The organism is Streptomyces sp. NPDC097617 (genome assembly GCF_044761485.1).
Taxonomy (GTDB): Bacteria; Actinomycetota; Actinomycetes; order Streptomycetales; family Streptomycetaceae; genus Streptomyces.
In genome coordinates, this window is record NZ_JBIWCL010000019.1 from 1 (window position 1) to 12,548 (window position 12,548).

The following is a 12,548-nucleotide window of genomic DNA, read 5'->3' on the forward strand; positions in this document are numbered from 1 at the left end:
GGGGCGCCCGCGCCCGACCCGTGCCCCTAGCCGCGCTGCGGGGCCCCCGCCCGCGCCCCCCCCCCCCCGCCCGGCGCCCCGGGGGGGGGGCCCCCCCCCGGGGGGGGGGGGCCCCCCCCCCCCCCCGGGGGGGGGGGGCGCCCGCCGCCGATCCGTACGCCCGGGCAGGAGCCGGGCGTCAGTGGGCCGGCACCGGGTCCGGCGCGGCCCCCGAGGCCGCGCCCTTCCTGACGCCGAGGTGGTTGAAGGCCAGGTTCAGCAGGATGGCCACCACGCAGCCGGTGCTGATCCCGGAGTCGAGGACGACCAGCAGGTCCTTCGGGAAGGCGTGGTAGAAGTCCGGCGCGGCGATCGGGATCAGGCCGATGCCCACGGAGGCGGCGACGATCAGGGCGTTCTCTCCCTTCTCCATGGCCGCCCCGGCCAGGGTCTGGATGCCGCTGGCCGCGACCGAGCCGAAGAGCACGATGCCGGCGCCGCCGAGGACCGGCAGCGGGACCACTCCGATGACGGAGGCCGCCATCGGGCACAGGCCCAGCAGGATCAGGATGCCGCCGCCCGCGGCGACGACGAAGCGGCTGCGCACCTTGGTCATCGCGACCAGCCCGATGTTCTGGGCGAAGGCGCTGCACATGAACCCGTTGAAGAGGGGGCTGAGCGCACTGCCGAGGGTGTCGGCCCGCAGGCCGCCCTCGATGGTCCTCGCGTCCGCCGGACGGCCGACGATCTTGCCCAGCGCCAGGATGTCGGCGGTGGACTCGGTCATGCAGACCAGCATGACGATGCACATGGAGATGATGGCGGCGACCTGGAACTGCGGGGCGCCGAAGTGGAAGGGGGTCGGGAAGCCGACCACCGAGGCGTTCTTGACGGCGTCGAAGCTGGTCATGCCGAGCGGCAGTGCGATGAGGGTGCCCGCGACGAGGCCGAGCAGGATGGATATCTGCTGGAGGAAGCCGCGCAGGAACTTGCGCATCAGCAGGACGATGACCAGGGTGGCGGCGGCCATGCCGATGTTCTGCATGGATCCGTAGTCGGTGGCGGTGCGGTTCCCGCCCTGCGACCAGTTGAAGGCGACCGGCAGGAGCGAGACGCCGATGAGGGTGATGACCGTACCCGTCACGACCGGTGGGAAGAAGCGGACGAGTTTGCCGAAGTAGGGGGCGGCGAAGAAGCCGAGGATCCCGGCGACGATGATCGCGCCGAAGATGACGGGGATGGCGTTCGCCCCCTCCCCCTTGCCGATCGCGATCATCGGGGTCACACCGGCGAAGGAAACGCCGTTGACGAAGGGGAGTTTGGCGCCGATCTTCCAGAACCCGAGGGTCTGCAGGAGGGTGGCGAGGCCGGCGGTGAAGAGCGAGGCGCCCATCAGGAAGGCGGTCTCGGTGGCGGAGAGTCCGACGGCGGGGCCCACGATCATGGGCGGGGCCACGACACCCGCGTACATGGCGGCCACGTGCTGGAGACCGCTCGTGAACATTTTCAGGGGAGGCAGGGTCTCGTCGACCGGGTGCTTCTCCTCCGGTACTACGACTGCGTCTTTGCGAAACCTGGGCGCCTGGGCCACGGCTTCCTCCGTTCGGTTGAACACGTCGGCAGGGACGTGGTGTCTTGGAGGTGGTGCGAAAGCGGTGCGAGTCGAGCCTGTATTCGGTTGTGGGTGGTGCTACCGCTGGTCCCTCGGCGTGCGGAATCGATTCGCCCAATCAATCGGTCCGCGCTGCGGTCCGGCTCCGGGTGCCCGGCCGGAGCCGGATCGTGAGCTGGAGGTGCCGTGGCAGTGGCGCGAGATGCGCGCCGCACGGCTGGTGGCACGAGTCACCGCACCCGGGGCGCCTTCGGATTTCCTCAGGCGCTACCCGGGAACGGCTGCCACGGACCCCGCTCGGGTCCGCGACTGCCGGCCGGGGGCCGTCCCCCCCGGCCGGACTCCGTGGGATCAGGCCTGCGCGGAGATCCGCGCGAGGCGCTGGGCCTCTTCCCGGGTGGACACGGCGATGGCGTCCTCGTCGGCGAAGAGGAGACGGTTGTTCTCGACGATCTGCTTGCCGTTGACGAACGACGCGGTGACCGGGGCCGCCGCACCGAAGACCAGGGCGGTGACCGGGTCGGCGATCGAGGAGTGCAGGAGGGTGTTCAGGTTCCACAGCACGAGGTCGGCGCACTTGCCGGCCTCCAGCGAACCGATGTTGTCGGCGCGGCCGAGGACCTGGGCGCCACCGTAGGTGCCGAGGCGCAGGGCCTGGCGCGCGTTCAGGGCGCGCTCGCGGTGGACCGGGTTCAGACGGTTGATCAGCAGCGCGTTGCGCAGCTCGGTGTGCAGCTCACCGGACTCGTTGGAGGCGGTGCCGTCCACGCCGAGACCGACCGGGACACCGGCGGCCAGCATGTCCGGGACGCGGGCGATGCCGGCGGCCAGACGGGCGTTGGAGGACGGGCAGTGCGCGACACCGGTCTTGGTACGGGCGAACGCGGCGATGTCGGAGTCGTTCATGTGGACGCTGTGCGCCATCCACACGTCCTCGCCGAGCCAGCCGGTCGACTCGAAGTAGTCGGTCGGGCCCATGCCGAACAGTTCCTTGCAGAACTGCTCTTCCTCGACGGTCTCGGAGCCGTGCGTGTGCATGCGCACGCCCAGGCGGCGGGCCAGCTCGGCGCCCTGCTTCAGCAGCTCGGTGGAGACCGAGAAGGGGGAGCACGGGGCCACGGCGACCTGGGTCATCGCGTCGAAGGAGGCGTCGTGGTACTTCTTCACGGTCGCCTCGGTGTCGGCGAGCGCGCCCTCGAGGGTCTCCACCGCGTGGTCCGGCGGCAGGCCGCCGTCCTTCTCGCTGCGGTCCATCGAGCCGCGGGCGAGGGTGAAGCGGACACCCATCTCGGACGCGGCGCGGATGATCGAGCCGGACAGGTCGCCGGAGCCCTTGGGGAAGACGTAGTGGTGGTCCATCGCGGTGGTCACACCGCCCTTGGCCATCGCGGCGAGGGAGCCCTGCGCGGCAGTGTACGTCATCTGCTCGTCGATGCGCGCCCAGGTCGGGTACAGCGAGACGAGCCAGTTGAAGAGGTTGTGGTCGGTGGCCAGCCCACGCGTGATCCACTGGTAGAAGTGGTGGTGGGTGTTGACCAGACCGGGGGTCACGAGGTGCCCGGTGCCGTCGATACGGCGAACCACGTTCTCGAGGTTCTCGGGGGCCTTGCCCGCGCCGATGAACTCGATCTTGTTGCCGGCGACTACCACGTGACCCGAGGCGTACTCGGTGTCGTTCGCGTCGACGGTCGCGATCGCACAGTTCTCGATGACGATGCGCTCGACCGCGCTGTCAAGGGCTGCCGATGCTGCCATGGGACTTCCTCGTGCTTTCAGTGGCGGTGGGGGCACGGCAAGGCCCGGGAGATTTGAGTGCCGGAGCCGGGGGCCTTGACAGCTGACAGTACTGCCGCCCCGTGTGATACGTCCGGGTGCCGATTCAGGAAGCTGGGTGGGTGTCGCCCGGTCCCGGGGCCACTGCGGAGCTCCGGGACCGGGCGGACCGTGTCAGAGGTTGGTCATGTCCACGGGGATGCGGGCGTCCACGCCGTCCCGGAGGACAGTGGCCTCGATCAGACCGTAGGGACGGTCCGCGGCGAAGTACACCTCGTTGTCGTTCTTGAGGCCGAAGGGCTCCAGGTCGACGAGGAAGTGGTGCTTGTTCGGGAGCGAGAAGCGGACCTCGTCGATCTCCGAACGGTGGTTGATGATGCGCGAACCCATCTGGTACAGGGTCTGCTGGAGCGACAGGGAGTAGGTCTCCGCGAAGGCCTGGAGCATGTGCTTCCTGGTCTCGGCGTAGGACTTCTCCCAGTTGGGCATCCGCTGCTCGTCGTCCGACCAGTTGAAGCGCCAGCGAGCCGACACCTGGGTGGCCAGGATGCGGTCGTAGGCCTCCTTCAGGGTCGTGTACTTGTCCTTCACGTAACCCCAGAACTCGGAGTTCGTGGAGTTCATGACGACGAGGTCCTTGAGGCCGGAGATGACCTCCCAGTTCGTGCCGTCGTACGTGATCTGGGTGACGCGGGTCTCCATGCCCTCGCGGACGAAGGAGTGGTTCACCTCGTCGGCGCCGATGAACTTGGAGTTCGCGTCCGAGGTCGCGATCCGGGACCAGGAGTACTCCTCGATCCGGATGCGCGCCTTCTGGATCGGCTCCTGGCTGCCCACGAACCAGCGCGCCAGGTGAATGCCGAACTGCTCGGCGGACTCGATGCCGTGCTCCTTGGCGAAGGCGTACACCGTGTTCTTGGTGGTGTCCGTCGGCAGGACGTTGGCGTTCGAGCCGGAGTAGTGGACGTCGTCCATGTCGCCGGAGAGGGCGACCGATACGTTCAGGTCCTTGATGTGGTGCGTGTCGCCGTCCCGCGTGATCTTGACGACGCGGTTCTCTGCTTTGCCGTACTGGTTCTGGCCCAGAATCGTGGCCATGCTAGCTCCCTCGGTAAACGGAGTAGCCGAACGGGTTGAGCAGCAGCGGTACGTGGTAATGCTCGCCCGGGTTCACCGCGAAGGTGATGGTGACCTCGGGGAAGAACGCACCGCTGTCCCTTACGCGGGGGGCGTCCTGCTGCGCCTCGGCTTGCTTCTTGAAGAAGTACGTCTCGGTCTCGAAATCGAGACGCACGTGAGTGGTGCCCTCCGGCAGCGCCGGCAGGTCCTTGCAGCGCCCGTCCGCATCGGTGGCGGAGCCGCCCAGGGCCGCCCACTCGCCGAAGAGGCCCGTGCGGGCCGACAGGGAGATGGCGACGCCCTCGGCGGGCTTGCCGATGCTGGTGTCCAGGATGTGCGTGGACACCGACGCGGTGGTCTCGGTGCTCATGATCGGGTTCACTCTCCTTCTACGAGTCGGGTCAGGCGGATCTTGTTGATCTTGACGAGCTCGCCGCGGGCGGTTTCCCGCTCCTGCTCCGGCGAGTTGTCGATCCGGACCTTGACCGCGTCCCGCATGAACTCACCGGTCGCACCGGTGGCGCAGATGAGGAAGACGTGGCCGAACTTGTCCTGATAAGCCAGGTTCAGCTCGAGGAGTTCGTTCTTGAGCTCCTCCGAGGCACCGGCCATGCCACGCTGCTCGCGGGCGGAGGTCGGGTCTCCCGGCTTCGGCCGGCCGATCGGCGCGTGGCCTCCCATCGCTTCGCCCAGGTCTTGCGCGGTGAGCTCCGCCATGGCGGCCTCGTTCGCGGCGAAAAGGGACTCTGCGGTGGTGAAGGGGCGCTGGGCGAGCAGTTTGCTCCCCCACGCCGAACTGGCGCACACCTCGTGCAGCTCGGCCGCGGCCGCGCTGTCGTCCAAGGTGTTGAACCGGGTGAGACCCGGGGTCGGACTCGAAGTCACGGTAGGCCTCCGTGGCCTGTTGTTGCTTTGACGGGCTGCGCATAGCTAACGCCCTCGACAACACGGCGTCAACACTTTGTTGAAACTTCCCGTACACAAAAGCCGCCGCCCGGGTGAATTGGGCGGCGGCTCGTCACATTGGGTCAGGCGGCGTTCACTCCTGGCTGCTCTTGCCCGTGTTCTTCGGAGTGCCGGAGTCCCTGTTCAAGTAGTTGTAGACGGTGAAGCGGCTCACGCCCAGGGCGCCCGCGACCGTTTCCACACCGTGCCGCACGGAGAAGGCGCCCCGCGCCTCAAGTATCCGTACGACGTCCTGCTTGGACTTCCGGTCGAGCTGCGCCAGCGGTACGCCGTACCGGCGCTCCAGGGCCGCCAGGATGTGGTCCAGCGAGTCCGAGAGCTGCGGCAGGCGCACGGCCAGCAGGTCCTGCCCCTCCCAGGCGAGCACGACGTCGTCGGGCTGCGCGAGGGCCGGGTCCATCAGCTCGCCGCCCATGGCGTCCACCAGCGGCTTGACCGCTGTGACGAAGGGGTGGTCGCGGGGCTCGGTCATGACACCTCCTCCCCGATCACATTGACCTGGAGCGAGACACGCGTGGCGCCGGCCTCCAGGGATTCGCGCAGCAGCGCCTCCACCGCGGCCAGCACCCGGTCGGCCTCACCCTCGGCGGTATTGCCGAACGGGCCGACGTCCACCGCGTCCAGCTGAGCCTTCCGGATGACCTCTCGGGCCGCCACGGCATGGGCAGGAGCCTCTTCAAGATCGAAGGGCTCGGTCGTGAACTCCACTCTCAATCGCACGCCGTCAAGCTACCCGGGCAGGAAGGGGCGGCGCGACAGCGCCTCCTTGAGGGGTGGCGGTCGGGCGACGGGCGGGGAGGATTTTTCGGGAGTCCGCACTTGACATCGGCGCGGAACCCCATGCAATCTTCCATCAGACAGAAAATAACTTCCGCAATACGGAAGGAGCGCACACCCCTCATGGGATACACGGACCAGCGCTTCGATGTGAACCTGTCGATCCTCTTCACGGAACTCCCGCTCCTGGAGCGCCCCGCGGCTGCCGCCGCGGCGGGCTTCACGGCGGTCGAGCTGTGGTGGCCCTGGATCGAGACACCCACCCCCGCACAGGAGGAGCTCGACGCTCTCAAGAAGGCTCTTGAGGACGCCGGCACCCAGCTCGTGGGTCTGAACTTCTACGCCGGCCGACTGCCGGGCCCGGACCGCGGTGCGGTCTCGGTCCCCGGTGCGGAGTCGGAGCGCTTCAACGCCAACATCAACGTGGCCGCGGACTTCGCGGCCTCGGTCGGCTGCAAGGCGCTGAACGCCCTCTACGGCAACCGCGTCGAAGGCGTGGAACCGGCCGTTCAGGACGAGCTCGCGCTGAAGAACCTGGTCGTGGCCGCTCAGGCCGCGGACCGCGTCGGCGCGATCCTCCTGATCGAGACCCTCAACAAGCCCGAGTCGCCGCTCTACCCCCTGGTGAGCGCGCCGGCCGGCATCGAGGTCGTGGACAAGGTCAACGAGGCCACCGGCCTCGGCAACGCCAAGTTCCTGCTCGACCTCTACCACCTGGCGATGAACGATGAGGACCTCTGCGAGGTCATCGAAAAGTACGCCGCCAAGACCGGGCACGTCCAGATCGCGGACAAGCCGGGACGCGGTGCCCCCGGCACCGGCGAGCTGCCCCTCGAGGAGCTGCTCGACCAGCTGAAGAAGGCCGGGTACGAGGGCTACATAGGCCTCGAGTACAAGGCCGCCGACGCTGCCGCCTCCTTCGCATGGCTGCCGGCCGAGGCCCGCGCCGCTCAGTAGGCGGACAAATTCCGGGCGATCAGCCAGGCATGTCACGCACTTTTCGTACAAAGCATTAAGAGAAGGACCCTCATCATGAGCAACCCCACTGCGCTCCCGTCCATTGCCTGGATCGGGCTCGGCATCATGGGCTCCCCCATGGCCGAGAATCTCCTGAAGGCCGGCTACCCGGTCACCGGCTTCACGCTGGAGCAGGACAAGCTGGAGCGCCTCGCCGCCGCCGGCGGCACCGCGGCCGGCTCGATCGCCGAGGCCGTCAAGGACGCCGACGTCATCATCACGATGGTGCCCGCATCCCCGCAGGTCGAGGCCATCTCCTACGGCGAGAACGGCATCCTGGAGAACGCGAAGTCCGGCGCCCTGATCGTCGACATGTCGTCGATCACCCCGCAGACCTCGATCGACCTCGCGAAGAACGCCGCCGCCAAGGGCATCCGCGTGATCGACGCCCCGGTGTCCGGCGGCGAGGCCGGCGCCATCGAGGCCGTCCTGTCGATCATGGTGGGTGGCGAGCAGGCCGACTTCGACGAGGCCCTGCCGGTCCTCGAGACCCTCGGCAAGACCATCGTGCTCTGCGGCCCGCACGGCTCCGGCCAGACGGTGAAGGCGGCCAACCAGCTCATCGTCGCGGTCAACATCCAGGCGTGCGCCGAGGCCGTCGTCTTCCTCGAGAAGTCGGGCGTGAACCTCGCCGCCGCCCTGGACGTCCTCAACGGCGGTCTGGCCGGCTCCACGGTCCTGACCCGCAAGAAGGACAACTTCCTGAACCGCGACTTCAAGCCCGGTTTCCGGATCGACCTGCACCACAAGGACATGGGCATCGTCACGGACGCCGCCCGCAACGTCGGTGCGGCCCTCCCGGTCGGCGCGGTCGTCGCCCAGCTGGTCGCCTCGCTGCGCGCCCAGGGTGACGGCGGCCTGGACCACTCGGCCCTGCTCCGTGCCGTCGAGCGCCTCTCCGGCGCTCAGATCTGAGCACTTCCCCTCCACCGGGGGACCTGAGTTTCCGGATGGCGCCGGCGCTGACACCTGTCCTGTCGCGCCCAAGCGTCGGCGCCGTCCGGATTACCACTCACTCTTCAACTTCGTTCAACAAACTGTTGACGTTTAGTTCTTGCCGAAATTAGGCTGTTCCGCATGACGGAAGACGCTTTCCGTCAGCAGTTACCCCGTACGGAAGGTCACCATGTCGAAGCGCACGCTGACGACCGAGTCCGGCGCCCCGGTCGCCGACAATCAGAACTCCGCCACCGCCGGCGTCGGTGGCCCGCTCCTGGTCCAGGACCAGCAGCTCCTGGAGAAGCTGGCCCGCTTCAACCGCGAGCGCATCCCGGAGCGCGTGGTGCACGCCCGCGGCTCCGCCGCGTACGGCCACTTCGAGGTGACCGACGACGTCACCGCGTACACCAGCGCCGCGTTCCTGAACACGGTCGGCAAGAAGACCGAGACCTTCCTGCGGTTCTCCACCGTCGCCGACTCCCTCGGTGGCGCGGACGCGGTCCGCGACCCGCGCGGCTTCGCGCTCAAGTTCTACACCGAAGAGGGCAACTACGACCTCGTCGGCAACAACACCCCGGTGTTCTTCATCAAGGACCCGATCAAGTTCCCCGACTTCATCCACTCGCAGAAGCGCGACCCCTTCACGGGCAAGCAGGAGCCGGACAACGTCTGGGACTTCTGGGCGCACGCCCCCGAGGCCACGCACCAGATCACCTGGCTCATGGGTGACCGCGGTATCCCGGCGTCGTACCGCCACATGAACGGCTACGGCTCCCACACGTACCAGTGGACGAACGAGCAGGGCGAGGCCTTCTTCGTCAAGTACCACTTCAAGACGAACCAGGGCATCCGCTGCCTGTCGGGCGAGCAGGCCGCCGAGCTCGTCGGCAAGGACGCCAACTCGCACCAGACCGACCTGCTCCAGGCCATCGAGCGCGGTGTCAACCCGAGCTGGACCCTCTACGTCCAGATCATGCCCGCCGCCGAGGCCGCCGAGTACCGCTTCAACCCGTTCGACCTCACCAAGGTGTGGCCGCACAGCGACTACCCGCTGCAGCGCGTGGGCCGCCTGGTCCTCGACCGCAACCCGGACAACGTCTTCGCCGAGGTCGAGCAGTCCGCCTTCTCCCCGAACAACTTCGTCCCGGGCATCACCGCCTCGCCGGACAAGATGCTCCAGGGCCGCCTCTTCGCCTACGCCGACGCCCAGCGCTACCGCCTCGGTGTGAACCACACCGTGCTGCCGGTCAACGCCCCGAAGGCGACGAAGGCCGACAACTACGGCCGCGACGGTGTCATGGCGCTGCGCAACGGCTCGCGCCACGACAAGAACTACGAGCCCAACTCGTACCGCGGTCCGGCCGAGACCGGTCTGGCGCTGGGCGCCCCGAAGGCCGTCTCCGGCTACACGGGCACCCACGAGGCCCCTGCCCACACCAAGGACGACGACTTCTTCCAGGCCGGTGAGCTCTACCGCCTGATGTCGGAGGCCGAGAAGCAGCGGCTGGTGGCGAACATCGCCGGCGGCCTGTCTCAGGTCACCCTCGAGGACGTCATCGTGAAGAACCTGGCTCACTTCCACGCCGCCGACGCCGACTACGGCAAGCGCGTCGAGGAGGCCGTCCGCGCCCTGCGCGACGCCTGAGCCGAATGGATGTACCGGGGGCCTGACGGGAGGTCAGGCCCCGGGTGCTGAGCCCGACCCGTGGACCCGGATGAGGGGTGGTACGCGGCGAGGGCAGGACGAGGACCGTGGCGAGCGTGCGAGCCAGTGCGGTGGTAATGGGTTCCGAGGCCCGTCTCTTGACCTGAGGGAGACGACGCCGGAGTTCTCGTCGCCCGCCCGCCACGGTCCCAGCCAATCCTCTCCGTGCAGGGGCTGCGCACAGAGCCCCTGCACGCGGAGGCACTTCCTCCCCACACACTCCGCCCGGCGGTGCGAACGTCCTGTCGCGCCAGCCTCGCACCGTCGGGCGGTAACAAACCAGAGCGCCGCGTCACGGACGGTCCCGTGACCCGGCGCTTTGTCATGTCCGGCGCCGCGCTGCGGCGTGCCGGATCCGGCCGTGGTCCGCGCGGGCCTGCTCGCCGAGGTCGCCGAGGACATCGGTGGCGGGCTCCTGGACGGCGGCGGCACCCTCCTCACCTCGGACGAGCCGCGGCACACGCCGTTCGCGACGGCATACGAGGTCACGGACGTACGGGACGCACCCGCGGCACCCCGGGCTCCCGAGATGCCCGAGGCACCTGAGGCACCCGGCACGACCCGGGAGTTCGTCATCGCCGCGACGGCCGGACCGACGACACTGAGGGCCGTACCCGTCGTCTCGTGGTGAAGAGACGCGCAAGGCCCCCGTTCCTCCTGGTGGAGGGACGGGGGCCGCTCTGTGGTGCGGGGTGATCAGACCTGCAGGGCCTTGATCGCGGTCGGGGCGTGGCCCGGCTCCGTCGCGAGCTCCTCGAACTCCGTGACGTCGCTCATGTCGACCGTCTTGCTCATCGCGATGTTGGTGATGCGCTCCAGGATCGCCTCGACGACAACCGGGACCTGGAACTCCTGGGCCAGCTTCTTGGCCTCCTCGAAGGCCTCGCCCAGCTTGTCCGGGTCGGTGACGCGGATGGCCTTGACGCCCAGGCCCTCGGCGACCTTGACGTGGTCGACGCCGTAGACGCCCAGCTCGGGGGTGTTGATGTTCTCGAACTCGAGGTTGACCTCGAAGTTGATGCCCAGGCCGCCCTGCGCCTGGCGGATCAGACCGAGGTAGGCGTTGTTCACGAGGACGTGGACGTAGGGGACCTTGTGCTGGGCGGCGACCGCCAGCTCCTCGATCATGAACTGGAAGTCGTAGTCGCCCGAGATCGCGACGATCGGGGTCTCCGGCTCCGCGGTGGCGGCGCCGATCGCGGCCGGGATGGTCCAGCCGAGCGGGCCGGCCTGGCCGCAGTTGATCCAGTTGCGCGGGCGGTAGACGTGCAGGAACTGCGCCGCCGCGATCTGGGAGAGGCCGATGGTGGTGACGTAGCGGGTCTCCGGGCCGAACGCCTTGTTCATCTCCTCGTAGACGCGCTGCGGCTTCAGGGGGATGTTGTCGAAGTGCGTACGGCGCTGCAGGGTCGCCTTGCGGTCCTGCGACGAGGCGGTCCAGGCGGAGAAGTCCGGCAGCTTGCCCTCGGCCTTGAGCTCCTTGGCGACCTCGATGAAGAGCTCCAGCGCGGCCTTGGCGTCGGAGGCGATGCCGAAGTCCGGGGCGAAGATCTTGCCGAGCTGGGTGGGCTCGATGTCGACGTGGACGAACTTGCGGCCCTTGGTGTACGCGTCGAGGTTGTAACCGGTGTGACGGTTGGCCCAGCGGTTGCCGATGCCGAGGACGAAGTCCGACTCCAGGAACGTGGCGTTGCCGTAGCGGTGCGCGGTCTGCACACCGACCATGCCGGCGGCCAGCTCGTGGTCGTCCGGGATGGTGCCCCAGCCCATCAGGGTGGAGATGACGGGGACGTTGACCAGCTCGGCGAACTCGACCAGGAGATCGGAGGCGTCGGCGTTGATGATGCCTCCGCCGGCGACGATCAGCGGTCGCTCCGACTCCAGCAGGAACTGCAGGGCCTTGGCGGCCTGGGCACGGGTGGCCTGCGGCTTGTAGACCGGCAGCGGGGAGTAGGTCTCCGGGTCGAACTCGATCTCGGTCAGCTGGACGTCGATCGGGAGGTCGATCAGGACCGGGCCCGGACGGCCGGAGCGCATCAGGTGGAAGGCCTCCTGGAACACGCCCGGGACCTGCGCGGCCTCCAGGACGGTCGTGGCCTTCTTGGTGACGGGCTTGGCGATCGAGGCGATGTCGACGGCCTGGAAGTCCTCCTTGTGGAGCTTCGAGACCGGGGCCTGACCGGTGATGCACAGGATCGGGATCGAGTCCGCGATCGCCGAGTACAGGCCGGTGATCATGTCGGTGCCGGCCGGGCCCGAGGTGCCGATGCAGACGCCGATGTTGCCCGCCTTGGCGCGGGTGTAGCCCTCGGCCATGTGCGAAGCACCCTCGACGTGGCGGGCCAGGGTGTGCGCGATGCCGCCCACGTTCTTGAGCTCTCGGTAGAACGGGTTGATCGCAGCACCGGGGACGCCGAACGCTTGTTCGACACCTTCGAGCTTGAGGATCTCCACTGCAGCGGCGGCGGCTGTCATACGAGGCATCGAGTTCTCCTGCGGGTCTGACGGTCAGGCTTTTCCGTAATCCGGAAGTTTTGTTCTGCTATACGGAACAAACTAAGCGGCGGCTCCTGCGACGTCAAGGCGGTAGGGGACCCCGGAACCCACCAAAAGCCGCATCCCGCTCGACGACTTGTACAAATCACTGATCCACCGGCGGGA

General features: G+C 68.2%; 12 protein-coding genes. 4 read left to right on the forward strand and 8 right to left on the reverse strand.

Annotation, left to right across the window (positions count from 1 at the left end):
- Positions 1–178: 178 nt before the first annotated feature.
- From ACIQZO_RS26585 to ACIQZO_RS26615, 7 genes are all read right to left on the reverse strand, one after another.
- On the reverse strand, positions 179–1,570 hold the full coding sequence (locus ACIQZO_RS26585; protein ID WP_403630995.1) for a nucleobase:cation symporter-2 family protein: 1,392 nt from the start codon (positions 1,568–1,570) through the stop codon (positions 179–181).
- A gap of 372 nt (positions 1,571–1,942) precedes the next feature.
- Positions 1,943–3,346, reverse strand: coding sequence for an 8-oxoguanine deaminase (locus ACIQZO_RS26590; protein ID WP_403630624.1), 1,404 nt, complete (start codon positions 3,344–3,346; stop codon positions 1,943–1,945).
- A 192-nt stretch (positions 3,347–3,538) separates the two neighbouring features.
- The gene (gene pucL / locus ACIQZO_RS26595; protein ID WP_403630627.1) at positions 3,539–4,462 is read right to left on the reverse strand and encodes a factor-independent urate hydroxylase; all 924 of its coding nucleotides are present in this window, start codon (positions 4,460–4,462) and stop codon (positions 3,539–3,541) included.
- A 1-nt stretch (position 4,463) separates the two neighbouring features.
- On the reverse strand, positions 4,464–4,853 hold the full coding sequence (gene uraH / locus ACIQZO_RS26600; protein WP_403630629.1) for a hydroxyisourate hydrolase: 390 nt from the start codon (positions 4,851–4,853) through the stop codon (positions 4,464–4,466).
- An 8-nt stretch (positions 4,854–4,861) separates the two neighbouring features.
- Complete coding sequence (gene uraD / locus ACIQZO_RS26605) at positions 4,862–5,368, reverse strand: 2-oxo-4-hydroxy-4-carboxy-5-ureidoimidazoline decarboxylase (RefSeq protein WP_403630632.1); 507 nt, start codon at positions 5,366–5,368, stop codon at positions 4,862–4,864.
- A 154-nt stretch (positions 5,369–5,522) separates the two neighbouring features.
- A complete protein-coding gene (locus tag ACIQZO_RS26610) occupies positions 5,523–5,921 on the reverse strand; it encodes a helix-turn-helix domain-containing protein (protein ID WP_403630635.1) in 399 nt (132 codons plus the stop codon).
- Positions 5,918–6,169: a thiamine-binding protein gene (locus tag ACIQZO_RS26615; protein ID WP_403630638.1), complete on the reverse strand. Its 252-nt coding sequence runs from the start codon at positions 6,167–6,169 to the stop codon at positions 5,918–5,920. The genes ACIQZO_RS26610 and ACIQZO_RS26615 overlap by 4 nt, the downstream gene beginning before the upstream one ends.
- Positions 6,170–6,349: 180 nt before the next feature.
- Here ACIQZO_RS26615 and ACIQZO_RS26620 point away from each other — a divergent pair, with 180 nt between their 5' ends.
- The 4 genes from ACIQZO_RS26620 (at position 6,350) to ACIQZO_RS26635 (ending at position 10,518) form a co-directional block, all read left to right on the forward strand.
- Positions 6,350–7,183 carry a TIM barrel protein gene (locus ACIQZO_RS26620; RefSeq protein WP_403630640.1) on the forward strand — a complete coding sequence of 278 codons (834 nt, stop codon included), beginning with the start codon at positions 6,350–6,352 and terminating at the stop codon, positions 7,181–7,183.
- Positions 7,184–7,258: 75 nt separating this feature from the next.
- Positions 7,259–8,158: a 2-hydroxy-3-oxopropionate reductase gene (locus tag ACIQZO_RS26625; protein ID WP_403630643.1), complete on the forward strand. Its 900-nt coding sequence runs from the start codon at positions 7,259–7,261 to the stop codon at positions 8,156–8,158.
- A gap of 211 nt (positions 8,159–8,369) precedes the next feature.
- A complete protein-coding gene (locus tag ACIQZO_RS26630) occupies positions 8,370–9,827 on the forward strand; it encodes a catalase (RefSeq protein ID WP_403630646.1) in 1,458 nt (485 codons plus the stop codon).
- A 421-nt stretch (positions 9,828–10,248) separates the two neighbouring features.
- Positions 10,249–10,518: a hypothetical protein gene (locus ACIQZO_RS26635; protein WP_403630649.1), complete on the forward strand. Its 270-nt coding sequence runs from the start codon at positions 10,249–10,251 to the stop codon at positions 10,516–10,518.
- 65 nt (positions 10,519–10,583) lie between these two features.
- On the opposite strand, the gene gcl is transcribed toward ACIQZO_RS26635, so the two are convergent.
- Complete coding sequence (gene gcl, locus ACIQZO_RS26640) at positions 10,584–12,371, reverse strand: glyoxylate carboligase (protein ID WP_403630652.1); 1,788 nt, start codon at positions 12,369–12,371, stop codon at positions 10,584–10,586.
- Between the last annotated feature and the right edge of the window lie 177 nt (positions 12,372–12,548).